Here is a 22,629-nt window from a genome sequence, read left to right as displayed (position 1 = left end):
GTAAGTTATTATAGAGTGCTGAAGAAAGAGCTTTTAGATCCACGTACCGTGGTTTTAAAGGCTCTTTTTTGATTAGAAACAGTTCTATAGTTATTTTCTTTGAACAATTATTTTTATCTGTGATTTTTTGTTCGAGACTTGGGCGATGCGGCATATGTTGAATAGTAAAGCAGATGGATCAATCAAAGGAGGTTCCGGCCCGTGAAATTTCCACAGCAAGGTGAGTATGCCCCGTTTGTCGGCCCGTTCGATCCGTGTCCGCCCGTTCTGTGCAAGACTTATGTACTACCGCCAAACTTATTTATACAATTTCAGCCCCCTGGTCTACCGCAATTTAGCCCAGAAGAGGCGCTGACGAGGGGAACGCTATGGCCTTTGCTTTACAGCCCTTATGAGCCTATGAGAAACCAGAGGGGAGGCGAATAGAATGGAGACTCCAAAACAGGGTCAGTCCCCAAACCCATTCCAGCAGCAAATTCAGTATGAGAGTGGGCAGCAACAGCCGAATCCATATCAAAGCCCTTATTCAAATCCGACATATCAGAACCAGTATCAGAGTCAAGCTCAGGACTATAGTCAAGCTGGAAACCCAGCCCAAGGTTGCACGCCCCAAACCAAGCCCGGTGATGCCCAGTTTTATGCGTTGCTGGAGAAGCTCCAAGCAGTGGATTTTGTGTTGGTGGAGCTGAATTTGTATCTGGATACGCACCCAGATGATTTACAGGCTATCGAACAGTTCAATAAGCTGACGCAGGAAAGAACGGCGATTGCTAACGAGTATCAGCTCCTGTATGGACCTTTACAAAATTTTGGCCGTGCCTATTCCAAGTATCCTTGGGAGTGGAGTCAATCCCCTTGGCCGTGGCAGGTCTAGGTAGGTATAACCTTTTATAAAGGAGGAACATGAATGTGGGTATATGAGAAGAAACTGCAATATCCCGTACGTGTCAGCAAGTGTGATCCTCATATGGCCAAACTGCTTATGGAGCAGTATGGTGGAGCGGATGGCGAGCTGGCAGCGGCATTGCGCTATCTGAATCAGCGCTATACGATTCCCGATAAGGTGATTGGTGTACTGAACGACATAGGCACGGAGGAATTTGCGCATCTCGAGATGATTGCGACTATGATTTATAAGCTGACCAAGGATGCGAGCGTGGAGCAAATGAAGGCAGCTGGGCTAGGGGAATATTACGCGGCGCACGATCATGCGCTATATTATCAAAATGCAGGCGGTGTTCCTTTTACAGCGGCCTATATTCAAGCCAAAGGCGACCCGATTGCCGATCTATATGAGGACATAGCGGCAGAGGAAAAGGCTCGAGCTACATATCAGTGGCTGATTGATCTGACAGACGATGTGGATTTGCAGGATAGTCTGAAGTTTCTGCGTGAACGTGAAGTGATTCATTCGTTGCGTTTCCGTGAGTCAGTGGAGATTTTGAAGGGGGAAAGAGACCGGAAGAAAGTGTTCTAAGAAAGTTTTATACCATCAACGGTTTAAACTGTTAGCTTGTCCTATGTATTATTACAAATAGGAAAGGCCATCTGCAACCATCAAGTGCAGGTGGCCTTTCTTTATTTAGTTTTACATTCACCTATCCCCTAATATTAATTGCTTGGAACGATGGATTTTTTGGCCGTTTGTACTAGAAACTGTGCTTTTAATACAAAGCAGAGGATAGCCTTCCTCAATATTTAGATAGGTAGCCACATCAAAGGAAGCAAATTCCATAACTACCCTGACAGAAAACTTATTTTTGTTCTAGCTGTGCAAAATATTGCTCGTTATATAAAACACTTGGATGAGTAGGATGGTGCAACTGAGCTATGCGATGATGCGATTTTGCTTTTTCGATGTCACCGATTCGGTCGTAACACAGGCATAATTGCAAGTGTGGAAACCAGGTAAAGTACGACGAATTGGTTAAGGCCATCACATCTTGTGGGGGCTCTATCAGCGTCGCCTGACGAAACCAGTAAATGGCTTGAGTATACTGCTCATCTTCAATGAACAAATTGCCAAAGGTACAGCAGAACTGGGCGCGTGGTACATCGAGGTTGAGTGTGCGAAGCAGTGCCATACGCTGCTCCTGTTTTTGACCCTGGTGAGCGTAGCAATCCGCTAGCTTAAAACAAGCAGCAATCCGATCCTCAATCCACCCTTGATCGAGCCCCAGATAGTGTTCGTACTGCTGGATGGCTTCTAGTATGCGTCCGTTATCATAGAGTTCATTAGCAAAGTAGTAGTGATCTCGCTCAGAAAATACAGTGCCTTGCTCCCGGTGCTGGAGATAAATATGTAAATTACGGTCAGTGTAGGCACGTGTCTTTTTATGAGTCACTGCCATATTGCTGTGAAAGGTGCTGCCAGTCACATGCAGGAATTCGTGCACAAAGCCGATCCATCTGAATCTACGATCACGCCGCACAATTCGGTTTCTTTTGAGCTTATACAACGGCTGTCCTTGTTCATCTACAGATAGCACATAATCCATCGTAATACTGTCATACGAGACGGTGGCTTGTTTTTTCCAGTCGAGAAAGGCCAGTCGATCTTGCTCTTCTAGGATGTCGTCGGCATCCAGCCAAAATTGATATTCCTGTGTTGCCTGATCAAACGCATAATTGCGGGCTGCGGAAAAATCATCACACCATTCAAAAGGGTATATCCGAGCGTTGAACGATGCAGCGACCTCTTGGGTACTGTCGGTAGAGCCAGTATCAACGATAATGATTTCATCTACCAGGTCATGGACTGATTTCAGACAGGTATGAAGGGCTTCTTCTTCATTTTTGACAATCATACATAAGCTGACAGTTACCATGCTCTTTGTCCCTCCCAAAAAACTTAATATAATCTCCATTTTATGTAGGATAGCTTGCTCATTATGTAGTAATTCCGATGGAGCATGTAGAGGATGTGTAATGATCATAAATTCAAACTTGCTCTAATAAATTAGAAAATCAAAGTCTGATATGAAGGGGGAGGAGATTGTGCGAAATTCGATATTATCAAGTGCGACCGGGAAATAAATTTGATGGCTAAATGTAGCTGGAATACAGGTGAAAAACAGAAAAAAGGCAGTTAACTAGATGTTAAGGTTGTATTTTTGTATTGATGTCGTTTTCATTGATATTTCCAGGTGTAAGTCCATTCATACCACGCTCACTCCCATATCGCTTGGTCGAAATTATGGTATGCCTTAGGACATGGAGGGAGAACGGTTTATGAGGCTTCTACCTGATGGAGGCGTTGAATCATGCGTATACTAATCGGTAGCCCGGTGCACCAGAAACCGGAAATATTGTCTTTATTTCTTCAAGCTTTGGAGCGACTGGAGGCACCTGACGTGCTGCCCGATTATTTATTTGTCGATGATAATGACAATCCGACTTCAAGCCAATGGCTTGCCGATTTTTCCAATCGGCTGCCGGGCAGGGTTTTACCCTTGTTGACAGGCTCACAGCAAGTGGAGAACCGAAGTGATGAGCACACTCATTATTGGCCGCCTGCCCTCGTCTGGAAAGTGGCCGGCTTTAAAAATCGTCTTATTGATTATGCACTTCAGCATAATTATGACGCGCTGTTTTTGGTCGATTCAGACCTGATTCTCCATTCTCGTACCTTATGTAAGCTGGTAGAGGTCGAGAAGGATATTGTATCTGAGATTTTCTGGACACGCTGGCAGCCGGAGGGACCTCTATTGCCTCAGGTGTGGGTTAGTGATGAATATAATTTGTTCCATCGTGAAGAAGGCGAAGTGTTGTCGGCAGAGGAGCGAGCGCAACGCGAGTTGCATTTCATACACCAATTGCATGTTCCTGGTTTGTACGAGGTGGGTGGTCTAGGCGCTTGCACCCTAATCCGCAGACGTGCACTGGAAGCAGGGATTCACTTTGGTAAAATCAAAAACGTTTCCTATTGGGGAGAAGATCGACATTTCTGTATTCGGGCAGCTGCATTTGGATTTCCACTTTTTGTGGATACACACTATCCGGCGATGCATCTGTACCGGGAAGCGGACAGAATAAAGGCAGAGCAGCTACTATTCACCCTAAAGTATTTTACAACGAGTACTGTTCATACGGACCATTCAGAACATTTAGCATATCTGGATCACTCCGATACTTCTACTAACTCTCCTGCCTTCAATCGTTCTGCATCATCAAGTCCCTCTAAGTTCCCTGAACCTCCTGTTATACCGTATGATCTCCGTGAGTCAGCTGTCTTTGCCAAGTACACTGCAGATTCTTTTGTTGTACCACAAACGTTCTCTGGTCCACGACAAAGTGAACTTCATACGCCGCCTGTCTCCAAACCCAAACTAACGCTGACCATGACGGTATACAATGAGGCAGATCGCAAGCTCATTGACGTGCTGCGGAGTCATCGGGAATATATTGATGAAGCGGTCATTATTGATGATGGCAGTCAGGATGATAGCGGAGAGTTGTGCCGTGAGATCCTAAAGGGAATCCCATTGCGCTTAATACGCAATGAAACAGCTTCTTTTACCAATGAATTAGAACTGCGTAAGCAGCAGTGGAGAGAGACGTTGGCTTCCTCTCCCAAATGGATATTAAACATGGACGCTGATGAAATGTTCGAATCCCGTTTTGCTCAAGGGGTACATTCGTTGTTAGCGGGAACGAAAGCCGATACGATTTGTTTCAGGTTGTTTGATATGTGGTCTTCCACGCATTACCGCGATGATGATTATTGGCAGGCTCATCGGTATTACCGTCCTTTTTTGATTCGATATAAGGAAGGGTTCTCTTATAAATGGAAGGAGCAGTCCCTGCACTGTGGGAGATTTCCCGAAAATGTGCTTGACCTACCAAGTGAAATCAGCAACTACCGCATCCAGCATTGGGGATGGTATACACCTGCTATTCGCATGGCCAAATGTCAGCGATACCAGTTGCTTGATCCAAGTGCTCGTTATGGCTGGAAAGAGCAATATGAATCTATTTTGGACCCGAACCCCCGACTCACGCTTTGGGTAGATCAGGACAACATAAATGTAGAAAAAGAAACTGCACCAGAATATGAAGCTGCCCACCAGGTGAACGACATGGATGTTGCCGAGATTTCGAGTGTCCAGGTTATTAATAATTCCGATCTGCAAATAAAAAGTGAAACCAAGGACTTACTTTATAGTAAATGCAAACTGTGTGGCTCATCTGACACGGCAGTATTTCATAGCTATGAACGCTTTACCTTGATGGGATGCGGCTCCTGTGGATTGGTTTTTCGTAATGATGTGGATCATATACAGCCAGAAGATATGATTGCAGAGATTTATAATGCCGAATGGGTTGCTATGCGGGATAGTGCAGCAGCGTCAACTTATGGAGATCATGCCCTTTTTGGACTCATGCTGCTGGATATGTTCAGTACCGGTAAAGGAAAATTGCTTGAGATTGGATCAGGTACCGGAGAATTTATCCATGCTGCCCTTCAAGCCGGCTGGGATGCAGTGGGCATTGAACCTTCCATAGACTCGCGTGCTTACGCCAAATACAAATATGACGTGGATTTATTGCCGGGTTACTGGGGTGATGAAGCCGAAGAAGATACTCAAACCGAAGAAGCACATGAAATACAGGAATTGAAAGAAGCAGAAGAAGCAGAAGAAGCAGAAGAAGCAGAAGAAGATACTGACTTATTACTGGATCACAAATACGAGGCCGTAGCATGCTGGCATGTGCTGGAGCATATTGCGGACCCTGTTACATTTTTGACAGATTTACGCGAACAGCTTCAACCTGACGGGACGATATATATTACGGTGCCCAACAAAAATTCGTTCACCAATGAGGCTTATGGCGTTTACTCGCCTTTATTTACGGAGGAAGATCATTTGTATCATTATTCTGAGCATACGCTTGCGCTCTTACTGGCAAAGTCCGGCTTGCGCCCGGTGGCTTTGTTCACCCGCCAGCTTCCCTCTGGTTTGGATGCCTTGCTGCAAGCCCACCCTTTGTACGGTGAGCTTACCCTTACGGAGCAAATGGGATTGTTGGCCAAACTTCAAGGCGAGAAACGGGGTCATGAACTGTGCTGTGTCGCAAGAGTAATTTAATTATCCCCAAAAGGAGGCAGCATCCATGAACATGTCTGATCCGTATCTGTCTCGCTTTTTTGTATATTCTGACCCCAACTCCTCCAACATGATTTACAGACTCCCTCAAAGCTGGTGGAGTCGCCCCTATGAGTATGAGTGGTGTCTCCAATTTATGTCTGGGCAAGACACAGTACTGGACGCAGCATGTGGAATCCCTCATCCATTCAAATTTGAGTTGGCCCGCCGTTGCGCTCAGGTCTATGCCTGCGATCTGGATATACGGATCGTTTCCGTGGATGCCATTTTGGCCGAGGTGCGGCGGGATATCGGAGAGGAGGCTGCCGAGCGCATTCAGGAGATTTTACCAGTTCGTCTTCACTCCGCACATGCCAATCTGACGGCTCTGCCCTATGAGGATGCCAGTTTTGACAAAATTGTATGTATTTCGGTACTGGAGCATTTAACGTCTGATGAATCTTTGGCAGCCTTACGTGAATTTCACCGGACTTTACGGGATGACGGAATGCTTCTGCTGACGTTTGATTATCCTACAGTGGACTTATCAGCGATGGAGCAATGGATAGAGCAGGCGGGATTTTCGTATTGGAATGGTGTGGATCTCAAGCTTCCACGGGGTGCTTTACACACGGATATGTGGGGCGGTCTGCATTGTTTTAGGACTGTTTTAAAAAAATATAAGAGTTAGCGGTATGCGCAATGAGGTTTACACGGACCTCTCTTATTGCTTATCATGAGAGGGGTTAGAGTTGTAAACCTACATAGGAAAGGAATGACTGATAACTACATGAACAATGCACCTGTGTTGAAGAAACCTGAGGCTATGGTATTTGATATGGACGGTACACTTTTTCAGACGGAGACGCTATTGCTCCCTGCGTACCACAAGCTGTTTGATACGCTGCGCGCCGAAGGGCTTTATGAAGGAGAGACTCCTCCCGAGGAGCTTATTTTGAATAGTTTGGGTATGCTGCTGGATGAAATCTGGAGAAGAGTGATGCCGGAAGCCAGCGAAGCGGCCCACAGAAGAGCGGACGAGCTGCTGCTTCAACTGGAGCTGGAGGGATTGAAGAGCGGAAGTCATGCCCTGTATCCACATGTAAAAGAAACACTCCAGTCCCTTCATGAGCAAGGTGTCCGATTGTTCGTAGCCAGTAACGGGCTGGAGGATTATGTAAAGGGGATCGCTGCTGCGTATGAAATGGTTCCCATTTTTGAAGGACTGTACAGCGCTGGGGAGTACAGCACGCTTTCCAAAGTGAATTTGCTGGAAATTCTGTTGAGCAGGCACGATATTTCGAATGTATGGATGGTAGGAGATCGCTCCTCAGATGTGGAAGCAGGCAAAAAGAACGGACAGACGGTGATCGGTTGTGCTTATGCTGGATTTGGTGTGAACGATGAGTTGAAGGGGTCTGATGCAATTATTACAGACTTTACGCAACTGCTTACACTTTATAAAAACGCCGAGTAACTGTGAAACACAGGTTATTGGTTATAAATGGGCTTGACGTACCATATAAATAAAACATGCTAGCACTGTCGGGTAGACGAAAAAGAAAGGAAGGCAGCCACTTTACGCGGAGCCTTCCTTTGTCTTATTCTCAGTCTTACTCTCTGCTTTATCTTCTGCTTTATCTTCTGCTTTGTAGTCCGTCTGAGGCTTTGGATTAATTTGTGTGTGGTAGACCCACAAGGCATATTCCATGGGCTTGGCGATGGAACGGCGATAGGTATCTTTTTCTCCAATACGTGAAAATACCTCGCGGGCTGGCTTCGGGTTGACTTCCAGCACGTATATATGACCGTCCTTATTAATTGCCAAATCGAGCGCAAGCTCGCACAATGCCCCGTAGCTTTCTTCCAGATACGCAGCGATGTCCAGTCCGAGTTTTTCCCCTTGCTTGATGATTTTCTCTCTATGGCCCTCATCACGAATCCATTGCGTCAGCAATTGGTTCATCGGTACCGCCTTGCCTCCACCATGCAGGTTGGAAGTGACACTCCGATGTGCCCCAATTCGCCCGGCGCATCCGGTTAGCTCCCATACTCCTTGGCTATTTTTCTGTACCAGCATACGGTAATCATGGACCCTGCCATTCGGCAACTGCACAGGAATGCCTTCCTGAACAATGTAGTTATCCATGTTCCAGCTGCTCAGACGCGGCTCCAGACGGTCTAGACGTACCCGCTGCTGGGGAATAATATGGCGTTTGCGATTGCGGCCTTCAATCAGATACAGGCCCCCTTGCTTGTTAACGGGTTCAATACGTAAAATGCCGCGTCCTCCCGTACCGTTAATCGGCTTGAGGTACACTAGTGAATTCTGTTTGAGCATCCGTTTTACACTATGAAATCCATTGAACAACTCTGTTGCAGGCAAATGGGGGCGAAAGGCAGACCTTCTCGCAAGCTGCTGATGAATGACCCACTTGTTACTCAGCGGTCGGTTTAAATATACAAGGTCTGTATATTGCAATCGAAACTGCTTCAACTGACGATATCGCTCACTGCGCTGTACCCGGCAACGGTCGAAAATCATATCTGGGAACTCTCGCCACTTTCGGCTCCATTTTCCGCTGTGTGGATCATAGATTTGGGCAAGGAGCAGCCTGCGATCCTTATGAACATCTGCAGGAGTGAATACATACATATCCAGTCCCAGTCTTTTCCCTTCTGCAATCATGCGCTCATATATGTCGCGTTCCTCCAATTGCTTCTTGTTGTTCAAATACAAAGTCATGATGCCTAGGACAGGTTTTGGCACAGCATTCCACCTTCCTCTGCCGTCTGCTTATCTTGGGATAACTCCCCGTGAAATATCAGCGTGGGTTTCCCGGTCGGTCCAGTCGTCATTTCATGCGCAACCAGTCCAGCACGGAAACAGGTTTTGAGACTGGCCATATTGTCGGCGGCTACGCTGCACGTCAGACGGCGCAGCTGTTTGAGCTGGGCGGACAGCAGTCTAGCGCCCAGTCTGCGGCCCCGGTAAAGCGGACGAACAATTACGATGCAAGCATCCTTCCCGTAGTTCAGAGCGAGGGAAAATCCCGCAATCCGCAGCCCCTTCTCCGTGCGCACATATGCGCACAGGAGGGAGGAACCAGGGGCGTTTAATTGCTCGGGCGTTAAAATTGCCAACTGCCGCAGAGCATTACGAGTAATGCGCATGCCCCCTGAACTGCGGGCCAGAAACAGCAACTGTCGTCGTCTCAGCAGCCAGCTCCGGGCAGGCAAATGTTGAACATCGCTAATTTGCGGCATGATTCCACTTCCTTGATCATGATTTCATTCGTCCGGCCAAAAAGGAGCTGTACTGGAATATGCGTCTAAGCGACTTTTGGCGGATTTCCGGCTCGTCAAATTTCATCGGTTTGGCATTGGCCTCAAAAAACCAGAGAGTTCCGAGCGTATCCACGCCCAAATCCATGGACATTTCGCCGTGAGAAAGACCGGATGCGCGTTCAATTTGACGTGCAATCTGTATAGCCGTACTTTTAACTTTGTTCAGTAGATCCGTGCTGTCCTCAGGCCCAAACAGTGAGGACAGTAGCTTGAACGGGTCCTCTACACTCCCGCCACGCGGGACATGTGTGGTAATACTCCCCTTACCCGCCAATCTGGCACCGACTCCGGTAATACTCCAGGAGCCACGGATATTTTTTTGTACCAGGATACGCAAGTCGAAGGGTTTTTTCTGATAGGTTGCCAGATCGATACCCTGTTGAATGATATAAGGCGAGTTGCCTGCTTCCTGGCGGATACGTCCCCACAGCCGGGACAGCGATACGGATCTGTAGGTTACACTTTTTTTGTCATGCTGAATGGTCAGTCTGTAAGCCATTAGATGGTCTGGACGGAATTTAAGAATCATAATCCCCTTTCCGGCCTTACCGTTTTCCGGCTTGAGATACAGGTATGGATACGCAGACAGCATTTTTCCTAAGGAAGACAGGTTGCTTAACCGTTTGGTTGCCGGAACAAGCTGACGAGTGGCTTCCGAGGTACGCAACCACTTGAACAGTTCCCATTTGTTAAAAAAGCCTGGATTGTACAGCTCAATGCCTGAGGCATGTGAAATTTCATCCAACTTTGTGCGCACAGAGGTTTTAAGTTCATAATTACGGTTGGGGATGCGATTATAAATGACCTGTGGAGGTGGGAAATTCTGTTCCTCCCACGTCTGTAAGCTCTTGTTGAAGACATAGCCCTTAACCGTCTCATCTGCCAGTTTCAGGTCCCTGACGGTAACAATGTACACCTGATATCCCATCCGTGTTCCCGTTTCAAGAATATCCCTGAAATTGCGCTGGTTGCCCTTGAAAAATTGCCCTTCGTCGTGCACTGTCAATACAGCAACGACTGGCTTATGCTCCGCCCGGGTATTCATAGTTCCTCTTTTCTGCGGAATTTACTGAGGTAAAGACAGTGGTCCAAAATATGCTCCACGGATGCTTTACCCTCCGCACGCAACGCTGGATGCTGAAAAATGGATCGGCCTGGCTTGGAGTTGGCTTCAAACATCCATACCTTTTCATCCTGATCAATGCCCAGGTCAAAGCCGATTTCACCCAGTAGATGCTGGTGATGGTGTTCAATGGCTTCTGCGAGCGTAACTGCTACGTTCTTGGCACGTTGAAGCACTTCACCCGCCCGGTCTCCGAATACCCGGTTCAACGCCTGTTCAGGTGTCATAAGGGAGCCGCCATTTTTGATATGGGTTGTGACACTGCCACGTCCGGATTTTTTGGCTCCAATGCCGACGACGACCCACTGATTATTTCCATTTTTATGCATGTGAAACCGGAAATCAATTGGGCAATTGTCAATCTCGATCAGCTGGATACCCTGTTGAATGACGTAACCCTTTAACATCTGTCCCTGATTGGAGTGAAGCATCCTGAGCATGGAGTTAAAAGAGGTGAATTTTAGCAATACATTGCTATTTTTCTTACGGTACCTCACAAAATAGCCTTGCTTGGGAACATGGGACAGACGGTAGATTCCTTTACCGAGACTGCCTCCACTTGGCTTGTAATAAGCAAATTGATGTCGCTCCAGCATACCTCGGATACGTTCAGAGCTGGGATTCGTGTATGATTCAGGGACATAGCGGTTAACATCTGGGTTATTCTCCAGCAGATTATAGATATCGGACTTATTGAAAAAGCTCCAGTTAAAGAAGGGAATTCGTTTGCGGGAAAAGCGTTCGCGTAGTTGATTGATCGCCGGGGAAAAATCAGAGCGTCGGCTCGGCAAACGATTATAAATTACGTCCGGCAGAGGTACAAGTTTACGTGTGAATTCCCCGCTGGAAGACAGAAAATAGCCGTTAATCGTATCATTTTGCCAGTTAATATCCCGAGGGGTGAAGGCAAAAATATAAGATTTTTTGCTGCCTTCCTTCAGCAGTTGCTTAATAAAGCCTGTGCGTGATCCGAAAGGGCGAGTGGTGGAGTTGGTACCGTCAGACAGCACGCCAATCAACGGCCCTAGCTGTATATCCCCATCCAGATTTCGCAAATAGATGGCCCCGCTTTTGGGAACACGGATTGCATTACGTAAGCCCGAGGTCAAGTATAGATGGCGTCCCGCCTTCTGAATTGGTTTTACTGTAGCGGGAATCTGATCCTTACCGAGCCGCAGACGTACGGACTTGGCTCCGGATAATTTAAGGCTTTTCAACAAGGAAGTGGATATATACGCCACCTTGTCGGGCTGCTGTGAGAAATGCACATTGCAATGCGTTAAACTCATCTGTTTATCCTCCTATACCGTATGTTCAAGGGAGGCGCCCGCGCCCTTTGGCCCTGTCGCTTTGGAATGGGTCATTAAATATCGAGCATATTCGAGCGGGCGGTTGACCGACTGGAAAGCGCACTCTGGCTGACGGGTCTGAAAAAAGGAGGCCCGGCCAGGTCGGGAATTAACCTCCAATAGCCAGATGTTCCCGCTCCGGTCAATACCGTAATCAATTCCCAACTCGCCAAGGCGGCCATAACATTCCTCCAGCGCCCTGGTAATGGTCAAGGACAGCGCCATCATCTGCCCGATGATGAGACGCGTAGTGTCCGCGCCAAATTGTTCACGAAGGTAAGGCTCAGCTGGATGGGCTTCGCCCCCACCGTGAAGATTAGAAGTCAGAGTTCCTTGTCTGCCTTCTCTTACGGCAAAGCCCGTCAGGCGCCAATAGCCGTTGCCATCCTTTTGCATGAGTGCGCGAACATCAAAGGGATGATTGCTTTGGCTTGTTAATTTCAAATAAGGCTGCACGATATAAGCGCGTTTGTGTGCAATTCCGTGGACCCATGACAATCCTGCATCCAATTCGGAAAACAAGCGCCGGAATGGGCGGTTACGGGAGTCTCTACCCTGTACAAGTAGTCCCTGGCCTCCTTCTGCCAGCCGGAGATACAGTGTGCTCTTGCCATGTGTTCCGGTCTGTGGCTTCATAAACAGCTCCGAATGGCGTCGTAGCCATTCCACAAGCTGGATCGTGTCCCGGTATGGCGCCGTAGGCGGCACAAAGGGACGCACTTTATCTACCGCATGCAAAGCGCGATACACCTGCCATTTGCCAGGTAAGTTACGCGACCAGTAGATGAGCTTTCGCGATTTTTGCTCCGCCATGTCTTCCAGTGTGCGCCTGACATTCTGGCTCTCGTGAACATGGAGACAGCGGTTATACACAATGTCCGGCAACGGAAAGCGGCCGGATGTCCATACTCCGTTACGGTAAACATAACCTCGTATGGAGTGATCTTCAGGTGAAACTCCTTCGGCGGTAAACGCCATTACGCTAAGACCAGAGCGCCTGCCCAACAGACTTAGCCTGCGGCAAAAATCGGCTTCGGTAATAGGGGGAGTGGCGCCCTGATTCCGGCTAACAAGCACGCCCAGCGTGCCTGGCACAACAAGAGACACTGACAACAGCTCCTTTGGCAGCCAGACTCTGAGAGATGAATTCATTTGAAGCCGGCTGAATAACAGCAGTATTCAATCATTTTTTTTACGGACGGGCGAGTTTTCTGATCATTTAACGGCGTGTTGTCATTCTTCGATGGCTTCGAATTGACCTCCAGCAACCAGATGCGCCCCGTGCTGTCTATTGCCAGATCTATACCGAATTCCGCGAAATGGGCGGGAATCGCTTTTTCCACTCCGCTTGCGATATCCAGTGCTGCTGTTTTGAGAGAGGTATGCCCATTCGATTTAACGGTTGCGGGCAGCGTGGTTTTGGCAAGTGCTTCCTTGACTGTACTCAGCGTGCCGCCTCTTGCCAGATTGGACACAAAGTGGCTGCCTCCGGCGATCCGGGCGACAATGGATGTTACGGTCCAGGTTCCGGACGAATTTTTCTGTACAAGCGCACGAAAGTCGACCGGACGCTTACCGTGATCAATCAAGGTAAGTCCCTGTTGGAGTTGAAAGCGTGTTGTTTTCATTTTTCCCGCTAAGCTTTTGTACAGCTTATCGACGTTGGCATACATTTGCTTGCGGGGTGTGCCCGCTGTTGTGGATAGCACCGAAAAGGTGCCATCCGTTTGTTTGTTAATGCGCATTATGCCTTTACCTAGGCTTCCGCGCACTGGCTTGAGAAAAACAGCGGGATACTGGTTGCACATTTTTTTGAAAACAGCAAAGGTTTGCAGCAAGTGGGACTCGGGTAAATACTTGCGCAGGGAAGAATTAGATTTAAGCGCATCAAATACTTCATTCTTATCCAGAAACTTTTCGTTAAAAATGGTCGTGCCGTACTGCGATTTTACTTCTTTCATGAAATGCTGTACGCTAGTTCTGTTCTCGAGTTTACGGGAGGTAAGACGATTATTGACGACATCGCCGGCGGGCATGACCGTCTTTTTCCAGCCTCCGTCATACACCCATCCCTGAACTCGCCCGGGCTGACTTCCGATATGCTCCGGGGTGAAAAAATACACATATGCTCCTTGTCTGCGGCATTCCCCGACTAGTTCACGGCAGAACAGGGTGATCGACCCGAAAGGCTTGTCGGGCTGTTCGGGATAGTCCCGACTGACCAGCACGCTAATAAGTGGGCCCACTCGAAGTGTCCGGCGACCTCGGCTGTAGGTTACTCGCAGATCACAATTGGCATGAAGCCCCATTTTTCGGGCTAGCACGCTTCCCACACGTAGGCCGCTGTAGCGGGGCACCGATATGACGGTAACCTCTTGGCGGAACGAACCGAAGGCGAGCTGAACGGGGTGGCCAGCGGATATTTTCCATTTGCGAAGCAGGGACTCGCCGACCATGAGTACGTCATCCTGCAAGATGCCCGATCCGATGATTTGAATCGTTGTTTTTTTGATGGACATCGTGGATCTCCTTCCGGGCAGCAACTTGATGTCTTGAAAGTAACGGGAAACGTGAATGGGCTGTAATAGCACTGATTCATCATATGAGGACATATATCCCTTGGTGATTGACGGACAATGTGAAATGTTGACACTAAACTTGTATTGGAGGAATAAACAATCATGAACATCTATGACAAAGCCCATGATTTAGCGAAAGCATTGAAGGAAAGCAAAGAGGTAGAGGAAATTACTTCAGCGATGAAGCTGATCGAAACCGATCCAGAAGCCAAAAAAATGCTCGACGATTTCCGTGAACGCCAAATGGAAGTACAGCAACGCATGATGAGCGGCGATATGCCAGCACAGGAAGAGATGGAAAAGATGGAGAAGCTGTTTGAGGTACTTAGCTTGAACCTCAACATCCGTCGCCTGTTCGACGCTGAACGTCGCCTGAGCGTGATTATTGAGGACGTTAACAAAATTATTGCAGACAGCCTTCAACATTTGTACGGTTCGTCTCTGTAAGTTTGTCTCATATTCCTTCCTGTCCTCTCATAGACTAGATACATAGAGTCACAGGGAGAGGAAGGGATACGATTGGGTTCTTTTAAGAAATGGAAACACGGTTTATACACACTGATTGCGCTGGCGATGGTCTTGGTTGCGTTACCACGCATCTCGCTTGCAGGCGGTTTGAACTGGGTCAACGGCTTTGGGATGGTATGGGTACTTTTTGCGCTGCTAGTCATCGGAGCGAACATGCATTTTTTGCTGGGTGTGGATGAGGAAAAGCGCAAAACGCTGGAGCGTGTGCGGCGGGCCAAAATGCAGCAGTGGCAGATGAAATGGGATAAAAAAGCTGACAAAGGCAGCATGTAGTGAGTTTTTTCAGCTTGTCCTGGGCTTGCCTCCCAGATTACAAATCAATCATAGTAAGAAGCGGTCCCTTGTAAAAGAGGGGATCGCTTTTTTGCTATTTGCGAAGCGGAAATCTCAAAATGAACAAAGGTCTAAAATAAAGGGATATTGTGCTATAATAGATACAGAATGATACAGATTGAACGTTGGGGGTGTAACAGAGTTGGACGGGCTAGATGAAACAGTTACGAAGCATGAGCAGCTATTGCGACATATCGAGCAGTTGAAAATAGGCTCCAAAATTTCTGTGCGCAGGTTGGCTAAAGAAATGAGTGTCAGCGAAGGAACGGCCTATCGGGCCGTGAAGGAAGCCGAGAACCTGGGAATCGTCATTACCAAGGAACGGATTGGAACAGTACGAGTGGAGAAGCGACCGCGCGGCTTGTCCGAGCAGCTGACCTTTGCAGATGTCGTGAATATTGTAGAGGGACATGTGCTGGGCGGAAGTGAGGGGCTGGAGAAGCCCTTGCACAAGTATGTGATCGGAGCAATGCGCGAGGAAGCTATGGCTCGTTATATTGACGCAGGTAGTTTGCTGATCGTAGGTAACCGTGAGGATGCGCATTCACTTGCATTGGAGCAGGGGGCAGGTGTGCTGATTACAGGGGGCTTCGGTACGAGCCGAGAGGTTAAGCAGCTCGCAGATCAGATCAGTCTGCCGATTATTTCCTCACGCCATGATACTTTTACAGTGGCATCTATGATTAATAGAGCCATATTTGACCGCTTGATCAAAAAGAAAATTATGCTGATTGAAGACATTGCGGCAGGCAAACCGAAAACGTTGACCTTGAAAATCAACAGCACGCTTACCGAGTTTGAAGAACTTTCGGTGACTACCGGACATCATCATTTTGCAATAGTGGATGAATGGAATCGTTTAATTGGTATCGTCAGCCGCAAAGATGTGGAGGGACTTCAACCTGAGCATACAATGGATAAATGTCTGATCCGCAATCCGATAACGGTCACCTACCAGACCTCGCTGGCTTCAGCCGCGCAAATGATGGCGTGGGAAGGTGTGGATTATTTGCCGGTCGTGGACCGTAACCGCAAGCTGCTTGGGTCCGTTACACGGCGTGAGGTGCTGGAGGCGCTGCGTAACGCCCAAAAGCAGCCACAACTTGGCGAGACGTTCGACCAGTTGATCTGGAACGGATTTGCTGAAGAGCGTAATGAGGACGGTTCGTTATTTTTTCGCGGTTTTATCATTCCGCAGATGGCGACCAATTTAGGTACGATCTCGGAAGGCGTACTGGTCAATGTGATGACACAAGCGGGCTACCGGGCAGCTAGAGACATGACCGGCAAGGATTATGTGCTGGACAATTTGACGACATATTTTATTAGACCCGTACAGATAGAGGATGCTGTCGTTCTTCGTCCGTTGCTGCTCGAGCTGAGTCGCCGCACCTGCAAGCTAGAAATTGCAATTTCACGGGAAAACCATTTGGTATGCAAAGCAGTGATGACGCTTCAATCCATTGAACATGGTTAGTCTACCTATGGATCGGAGCAGGGTGTGAAGTCGAATAGATCGACTTAGTGGCTTTCAGGCAGTCTTTCTTTTGCTTCCAGCCAAATTTGTAGCACACCTTCCATTACAAGCATCGTTTTGACCTGGATCGTATACTCCTTGTCACGAACGGTGTATTTTTTTTGGTGCAGCAACATACGTACCAGCTTGCTGTCAGAGTCAATCTCGAACATATCTCTGCCGCGCAGCACCTCCAGATCACGACTGACACGGCGAAGAAGTTCCTTCAGGTTGATAGAATCAATTTTTTCGGCCGAAGCTTCCTCCGCGATCAGCTTGATTTCTTTAACAACGGTTTGGCGCTTGCTGTATTTGCGCAATGTTTTGTTGTCCTCCTCGGCTTGCTGGAGCTGGAATTGAAGGTCCTGGTTGTTCGTCCATAGCTGATTGAAGCTGGCATGCCAGATGGCATTGTAGATCATTCCTCCCGTAATCATACCGAGTACAAAGACGGAGGATAATTGCATAAAAGGGCGCAGGCGCTCAAAAGGGGGGACTCTCATAGTCGTTTCACCTCACGGTCGTCCGTTGCCGCATACCCACTTGACCAGCTCTGCACCCATATGAGCGCCTAAAAAGGCGAAAATCAAATACAATATCTGCTTAATGGCAGGTGACAAATTACCATCCAACATATTGCTTTCAATGACCCGGATCGGGTCCATCGTTCCCCCCACAGCGGCGGCAAGCGCCCATATTTTAATTCTTCCGGCAACCTCCAGCATCGTCTGGGTTGGCGGCTGAAGCGATACCACAGCTCCCATTCCGCCGAGCATGGCTCCCCCGAGCACGATGCCGAAGGCAATGAAGAAGTCGAGAATCGCTTTGGATATAAAAGTGCTCATGCTCTTTTCCTCCTTAGGTATACGAATCAGGACCGCGCTTGTCCGCCGAGGTCTGTACTTTTATTCTATGGGCGCTACTAACGCGGATATGATAAAATAGTTTGAAGAAAATCAAGCGGTGAAAGGAAGAGAAGCGCATGAGTTCATTTGTGCATTTGCATGTTCATAGCGAGTACAGTCTGCTGGACGGCGCGGCTCGTACCGCGGAGTTGGTCAAACAGGCGTCAGCTTACGGAATGAAGGCGCTGGCCCTTACAGACCACGGGGTCATGTACGGTGCCATTCCTTTTTATAGAGCGTGTGTAGAGAACGGCATTAAGCCGATTATCGGGTGTGAGGCCTATATGACGGCAGGATCGCGCAAGGAGCGTGGCAGCCGGAAGGATCAGCCCATATATCATTTAATTTTGCTCGCCAAAAATAAAACAGGCTATCAAAATCTGATGAAGTTGTGCTCCATCGGCCATTTGGAGGGCTTTCACTACAAGCCGCGCATCGACATGGAGGCTTTGGCTGCCCATCATGAAGGCATCATATGCCTGAGCGCTTGTTTGGGTGGTGAAGTGCCGCAGCATTTACTGCATGGTCAGGAAGCCGAAGCACGACGAGCAGCGGAACGGTATCGTAACATTTTTGGCGATGATTTTTATCTGGAACTCCAGGACCATGGTCTTTCCGAGCAAAAACGTGTAAATCCTCTCTTGATCGCACTGGCGAAGGAACTGAATATTCCACTGGTGGCGACGAATGACGTGCATTACTTGACTGAGCCAGATGCGGACGTGCAAGACGTTCTGATCTGTATCGGGACAGGGAAGACAGTTGACGATGAGGAACGCTTGCGTATACCAACACGTCAGTTGTATCTGAAAAGTCAGGAGGATATGGCTCGTTTATTCCCGCATGTGGCAGAAGCCATCGCCAACACGGTGCGTATTGCTGAAAAATGCGAACTAGAGCTGGAATTCGGTCAATCCATTTTGCCTGAATATCGCCCGCTACCGGAAGAAATGACCTCTTCGTCCTATTTACGCAATCTGTGCGTGCAAGGGCTGGAGCGTCGCTATGGAAGCGATCCCGGATGGGAGCAACCGGAGGAACGGGAAAGGCTGAACCAACGGCTAAACTATGAGTTGAATACCATTGACAGTATGGGTTTCAGCGATTATTTCCTGATTGTATGGGATTTTATTGCCTTCGCTCATAAGCATAAGATTGCAACGGGACCGGGGCGGGGTTCCTCAGCAGGCAGTTTGGTTGCCTATGTGCTTAACATCACGAATGTCGATCCGATGAAATACAACCTGCTCTTTGAACGGTTTCTGAATCCCGAACGAATTAGTATGCCGGATATAGATATCGATTTTAGTGATGAGCGGCGTGATGAGGTTATTGACTATGTAGTACAGAAGTACGGAAATGAGCATGTAGCGCAAATTATTACCTTTGGAACGCTAGCGGCAAGAGCCGCAGTCCGTGACGTCGGCCGTGTATTGAACGTGCCGTATGGCGAGGTGGACAAGGCAGCTAAGCTGATTCCGGCGCAGCTAGGCATTAATATCCGTCATGCGCTGGAAATCACCCCGGAGCTGAAAACGCTATATGAAACGAAGCCTAAGACACGTGAACTGCTGGATATGGCGATCAAGGTTGAAGGAATGCCTCGTCATGCTTCGACACATGCAGCAGGTGTTGTCATTTCGCGGACTCCATTGACCGATGCGGTTCCGCTTCAAGAGGGGAGCGAAGGGGTACCTTTGACGCAGTACTCGATGGAAAATCTAGAGCGCATTGGTTTGCTTAAAATGGATTTCCTTGGGCTGCGTACGCTCTCCATTATTGAACGGTGCATACACTGGATTGCGGAAGAGCATGGAGAAACGCCTAATTTTAATCGTATTCCCGATAACGATCCGCATACCTATGACTTGCTGGGCAAAGGAGATACAGGAGGCGTATTCCAGCTGGAGTCGGCCGGTGTACGCCGGGTACTCAAGGATTTGAAGCCGAGTGTATTCGAGGATATCATTTCTGTCCTGGCTTTGTATCGTCCGGGCCCGATGGGCTTTATTCCTAACTTTATACAGGCCAAGCATGGTCAGATTGAGATTTCTTATCCGCATCCTGACCTGGAACCGATTTTAAAGGATACGTACGGTATTATTGTGTATCAGGAGCAAATCATGCAGATTGCTTCGCGCATGGCGGGCTTTTCCCTGGGAGAAGCCGATCTGTTGCGCCGGGCTGTGTCCAAGAAAAAGCGCGAAGTGCTGGATCTGGAGCGCGGACATTTTGTCGAAGGCAGTATCAAGCAGGGATACACGGAGGAGGAGGCCGGAAGGGTTTACGATATGATTGTCCGTTTTGCTGACTACGGCTTCCCACGTGCCCATGCAGCTGCTTATGGTGTGCTAGCATTTCAGACGGCTTATTTAAAGGCCCATTATCCGGTACAATTTATGGCTTCAATGCTGACAGCGGTGATGGGAAGTCATCGGAAAGTGGCTGAATATGTCGTCGAATGCCGTCGTATGGATATCGCAGTGTTGCCACCTGATGTGAATGAGAGCGGGGTGCTGTTTACTCCGTTGCAGCAGGGAGGCATCCGCTTCGGCCTGGCTGCGATTAAAAATGTCGGCACACAGGCGATGGAGAGCATTCTCGCTGTTCGCAAGGAACGGCCTTTCGACAGCCTGCTCGATTTTTGTCGACGTGTCGATTTGCGGGTATGTAATAAGAGAGTAATTGAGTCGCTTATTCAGGCAGGGGCCTTTGATTCGTTGACGGGTCATCGGGCACAGTTGCTTGCCATGCTGGATGAAACGGTGGATGCAGCCGTCAAATGGCGCAAGGAACGGGATGACTTGCAAATTGATATGTTTGGTTTTGTGGAAATGCCCAATTGGGATATCGAATATCCCAATGTACCCCAATTCAGCGCCAGCCAGCAATTAGAGCTGGAACGTGAACTGCTGGGACTGTATTTGTCGGGGCATCCGTTGGATGATTTTGAGTCGCTGTTGGAAAGTAGCGAGGCGGATCGTTTGATGGAGCTGGGCGATGTCCCCGATGAAACGGTTGTTGTGACTGCAGGCATGGTAGTGTCACTCAAAACGATTACGACCAAGCAGGGTAAGGCTATGGCCTTTATTGAGCTGGAGGATCAGATTGAGCGCTGTGAGGTTGTGCTGTTTCCTGAGGTATGGAAGCGAAGCCAGCAGTGGATTGAAAAGGGTGCTTTGCTTACGCTTCGAGCCAAGATGCAGCAGCAGGACGAGCACTTCAAGCTCCTTGCGGATGAGACCGCCCCGCTGGCGGAAGACTCGCTGGCACGGCTCCTCCAGCGCCGACGTGCCAGTACGCGCTCGTCCTCCGCAGCCGGAACATCCGTGCCAGCTGCTGGCGGCCCAGGCGGGAGAGCGCCGCGCGTGTCGCCCCCGCCTTCGGCAGCCAATGCATCTGCTTCGCCTCAGCCGAAGGCGGCCCGTCCCGTTACGGCTGCTTCACCGCGCAGAGCCGAAGCGGCTCGCGGTGAGCAGGTACCGATCCCGCGAAACTCGGAGCGGACCACTCGTCAGCGGGTGTTTGTCAAAATCACCCGCCAGGCCGAGGAGGACGCCAGCTTGCTGGTCAGTCTCAAGGCACTGCTACAGGAGCATCCCGGTGTTATGCCTACCGTACTTTTTTATGAGAGCAACCAGCGTCTGCTGGCGTTGAGCGATGCTTACAGCATTAAGCCTTCTCCTCAGCTTTTTGATCAAATGGAGTCGATGTTGGGTGAAGGCACGGTGAAAGTCAAATGATAGGCACACAGCAAACCGCCCTTATTGTAACGGTTTAATGAACATTTTCCTTCCTTCCCGCATACACTTGGAAAACTGGCGGAACAGGAGATTCAACACGTCCCCTGCACCATAAGGTCCCGTACGGTGAAAGAATAGAACTGCACGGTGAAAGCGGGAGGGAAATTATGTCCTATGAATATGCAGAAACTTTGTTAAATCGCAGAGGCATTCGTATCGAGTCCATTGCGGACATTGTTTTTCAGCTTCAGCTAAAATATTATCCTCATTTGACGATGGAAGAATGTATAGACAGTGTCAAAGCGGTTTTGCAAAAGCGTGAGGTTCAATATACGTTGCTCACAGGTATTGCACTCGATGAGCTGGCCGAAAAAAAACTTCTCCCCCAGCCATTGCAAGCCATTATGGAGGCTGACGAACCGCTGTACGGAGTGGACGAGACACTGGCTCTTGGAATTACGAGTGTGTACGGCATGATCGGCTTAACCAGTTTTGGTTATCTGGATAAGGAAAAGACGGGGATTATTGAACAGCTGAACCAAAAAGGCAGTGGTATTCATGTGTTTTTAGATGATCTTGTCGCCGGACTAGCTGCCGCTGCTTCTTCGCGCATTGCACATCGGAGCCTCCATGCCAAGCATTATCCTGCATCATTGGACGCTTAATTGACCTGTGTAGACAGAGTTGACGATTTTCTAGGCCCTCCGACGGAACTTGAATGATCAGGAGGGCTTTTGTTGCGGGAAAAAAGTAAGGTATGTTATCATGAGTCTATTATATGGGCTCAAAACTTGAGGCTTAGGGGGTAGAAACAAGGCATGTGGACGGTGATTTATATTGCACCGACGGCCAGACTGGCTGACATGATTAAGCTCAAACTGTCTGAAGAAGGTTTTATGGTGCAGGCCCGGGCCATCAGCGCGTCCAAGCAACAGTTTGAGATACTTGTGCCTTCGGGTGAAGTCGAAGAAATACAGGAAGTGCTTAATTCGATTTTGCGCCCTTGAGTCCGGAACGGCGGAAGTGATACAGCAGCATGAATGGAACAAAGGATGCACGATCGGCGGTAATGTTTTAGTAACAGGCGTTGACGTGTGTATGAACATAATGCTTAGAGGT

The 22,629-nt window shown here is 48.6% G+C and carries 22 protein-coding genes; 12 read left to right on the top strand and 10 right to left on the bottom strand.

Going from position 1 to position 22,629, the window contains the following annotated elements; genetic code table 11:
* The first annotated feature begins 201 nt into the window (after window positions 1-201).
* From C1T21_RS10025 to C1T21_RS10015, 3 genes are read left to right on the top strand one after another with little or no spacing between them, the layout of a single operon-like run.
* On the top strand, window positions 202-426 hold the full coding sequence (locus C1T21_RS10025; protein ID WP_103048120.1) for a spore coat associated protein CotJA: 225 nt from the start codon (window positions 202-204) through the stop codon (window positions 424-426).
* 1 nt (window position 427) lies between these two features.
* Entirely contained in the window at window positions 428-874 is a 447-nt protein-coding gene (locus C1T21_RS28300) for a spore coat protein CotJB (RefSeq protein WP_103048119.1), read from the top strand.
* 33 nt (window positions 875-907) lie between these two features.
* The gene (locus C1T21_RS10015) at window positions 908-1,477 is read left to right on the top strand and encodes a manganese catalase family protein (RefSeq protein WP_061831696.1); all 570 of its coding nucleotides are present in this window, start codon (window positions 908-910) and stop codon (window positions 1,475-1,477) included.
* A 117-nt stretch (window positions 1,478-1,594) separates the two neighbouring features.
* Here the strand turns inward: C1T21_RS10015 and C1T21_RS10010 are convergent, their stop codons facing one another.
* A complete protein-coding gene (locus C1T21_RS10010; RefSeq protein WP_223822039.1) occupies window positions 1,595-1,735 on the bottom strand; it encodes a UTRA domain-containing protein in 141 nt (46 codons plus the stop codon).
* A 19-nt stretch (window positions 1,736-1,754) separates the two neighbouring features.
* The gene (locus tag C1T21_RS10005; protein WP_103048118.1) at window positions 1,755-2,828 is read right to left on the bottom strand and encodes a glycosyltransferase family 2 protein; all 1,074 of its coding nucleotides are present in this window, start codon (window positions 2,826-2,828) and stop codon (window positions 1,755-1,757) included.
* Window positions 2,829-3,263: 435 nt separating this feature from the next.
* On the opposite strand from C1T21_RS10005, the gene C1T21_RS10000 reads away from it, so the two are divergent.
* From C1T21_RS10000 to C1T21_RS09990, 3 genes are all read left to right on the top strand, one after another.
* Window positions 3,264-6,089 carry a methyltransferase domain-containing protein gene (locus C1T21_RS10000; RefSeq protein WP_103048117.1) on the top strand — a complete coding sequence of 942 codons (2,826 nt, stop codon included), beginning with the start codon at window positions 3,264-3,266 and terminating at the stop codon, window positions 6,087-6,089.
* A 25-nt stretch (window positions 6,090-6,114) separates the two neighbouring features.
* A complete protein-coding gene (locus C1T21_RS09995; RefSeq protein ID WP_103048116.1) occupies window positions 6,115-6,777 on the top strand; it encodes a class I SAM-dependent methyltransferase in 663 nt (220 codons plus the stop codon).
* Window positions 6,778-6,861: 84 nt separating this feature from the next.
* Window positions 6,862-7,563: an HAD family hydrolase gene (locus C1T21_RS09990; RefSeq protein ID WP_103048115.1), complete on the top strand. Its 702-nt coding sequence runs from the start codon at window positions 6,862-6,864 to the stop codon at window positions 7,561-7,563.
* A 102-nt stretch (window positions 7,564-7,665) separates the two neighbouring features.
* Here the strand turns inward: C1T21_RS09990 and C1T21_RS09985 are convergent, their stop codons facing one another.
* Genes C1T21_RS09985 through C1T21_RS09960 form a run of 6 tightly spaced genes read right to left on the bottom strand, consistent with a single transcriptional unit; the run spans window position 7,666 to window position 14,425 of the window.
* Entirely contained in the window at window positions 7,666-8,856 is a 1,191-nt protein-coding gene (locus C1T21_RS09985) for a YheC/YheD family endospore coat-associated protein (RefSeq protein ID WP_103048114.1), read from the bottom strand.
* Window positions 8,838-9,353, bottom strand: a complete 516-nt coding sequence (locus tag C1T21_RS09980) for a GNAT family protein (protein ID WP_103048113.1) — start codon at window positions 9,351-9,353, stop codon at window positions 8,838-8,840. The genes C1T21_RS09985 and C1T21_RS09980 overlap by 19 nt, the downstream gene beginning before the upstream one ends.
* Window positions 9,354-9,369: 16 nt before the next feature.
* On the bottom strand, window positions 9,370-10,479 hold the full coding sequence (locus C1T21_RS09975; RefSeq protein WP_103048112.1) for a YheC/YheD family endospore coat-associated protein: 1,110 nt from the start codon (window positions 10,477-10,479) through the stop codon (window positions 9,370-9,372).
* A complete protein-coding gene (locus C1T21_RS09970; protein WP_103048111.1) occupies window positions 10,476-11,846 on the bottom strand; it encodes a YheC/YheD family endospore coat-associated protein in 1,371 nt (456 codons plus the stop codon). Before C1T21_RS09970 ends, C1T21_RS09975 begins: the two co-directional genes overlap by 4 nt.
* 12 nt (window positions 11,847-11,858) lie before the next feature.
* Entirely contained in the window at window positions 11,859-13,013 is a 1,155-nt protein-coding gene (locus tag C1T21_RS09965) for a YheC/YheD family endospore coat-associated protein (RefSeq protein ID WP_103048110.1), read from the bottom strand.
* A gap of 41 nt (window positions 13,014-13,054) precedes the next feature.
* A complete protein-coding gene (locus C1T21_RS09960; protein ID WP_103048109.1) occupies window positions 13,055-14,425 on the bottom strand; it encodes a YheC/YheD family endospore coat-associated protein in 1,371 nt (456 codons plus the stop codon).
* A 162-nt stretch (window positions 14,426-14,587) separates the two neighbouring features.
* On the opposite strand from C1T21_RS09960, the gene C1T21_RS09955 reads away from it, so the two are divergent.
* The 3 genes from C1T21_RS09955 (at window position 14,588) to C1T21_RS09945 (ending at window position 16,823) form a co-directional block, all read left to right on the top strand.
* On the top strand, window positions 14,588-14,932 hold the full coding sequence (locus C1T21_RS09955; protein WP_025685398.1) for a YlbF/YmcA family competence regulator: 345 nt from the start codon (window positions 14,588-14,590) through the stop codon (window positions 14,930-14,932).
* 72 nt (window positions 14,933-15,004) lie between these two features.
* Entirely contained in the window at window positions 15,005-15,286 is a 282-nt protein-coding gene (locus C1T21_RS09950) for a hypothetical protein (RefSeq protein ID WP_069291592.1), read from the top strand.
* Between the two features lie 202 nt (window positions 15,287-15,488).
* Window positions 15,489-16,823 carry a DRTGG domain-containing protein gene (locus C1T21_RS09945; protein WP_103048108.1) on the top strand — a complete coding sequence of 445 codons (1,335 nt, stop codon included), beginning with the start codon at window positions 15,489-15,491 and terminating at the stop codon, window positions 16,821-16,823.
* A gap of 44 nt (window positions 16,824-16,867) precedes the next feature.
* On the opposite strand, the gene C1T21_RS09940 is transcribed toward C1T21_RS09945, so the two are convergent.
* Window positions 16,868-17,365, bottom strand: a complete 498-nt coding sequence (locus C1T21_RS09940; RefSeq protein ID WP_061831708.1) for a sporulation membrane protein YtrI — start codon at window positions 17,363-17,365, stop codon at window positions 16,868-16,870.
* A gap of 12 nt (window positions 17,366-17,377) precedes the next feature.
* The gene (locus C1T21_RS09935) at window positions 17,378-17,707 is read right to left on the bottom strand and encodes a YtrH family sporulation protein (RefSeq protein ID WP_013309582.1); all 330 of its coding nucleotides are present in this window, start codon (window positions 17,705-17,707) and stop codon (window positions 17,378-17,380) included.
* A 137-nt stretch (window positions 17,708-17,844) separates the two neighbouring features.
* On the opposite strand from C1T21_RS09935, the gene C1T21_RS09930 reads away from it, so the two are divergent.
* From C1T21_RS09930 to C1T21_RS09920, 3 genes are all read left to right on the top strand, one after another.
* Complete coding sequence (locus C1T21_RS09930; protein WP_103048107.1) at window positions 17,845-21,510, top strand: DNA polymerase III subunit alpha; 3,666 nt, start codon at window positions 17,845-17,847, stop codon at window positions 21,508-21,510.
* A 167-nt stretch (window positions 21,511-21,677) separates the two neighbouring features.
* Complete coding sequence (locus C1T21_RS09925) at window positions 21,678-22,175, top strand: phosphatidylglycerophosphatase A family protein (RefSeq protein WP_023987905.1); 498 nt, start codon at window positions 21,678-21,680, stop codon at window positions 22,173-22,175.
* A 153-nt stretch (window positions 22,176-22,328) separates the two neighbouring features.
* Window positions 22,329-22,517 carry a hypothetical protein gene (locus C1T21_RS09920; RefSeq protein WP_013309585.1) on the top strand — a complete coding sequence of 63 codons (189 nt, stop codon included), beginning with the start codon at window positions 22,329-22,331 and terminating at the stop codon, window positions 22,515-22,517.
* Window positions 22,518-22,629 lie beyond the last annotated feature (112 nt).

This window comes from Paenibacillus sp. F4 (assembly GCF_002894905.1).
Taxonomy (GTDB): Bacteria; Bacillota; Bacilli; order Paenibacillales; family Paenibacillaceae; genus Paenibacillus; species Paenibacillus polymyxa_B.
The sequence above is the reverse complement of the archived record's forward strand: the minus strand, read 5'-3'. Positions and strand labels throughout refer to the sequence as shown.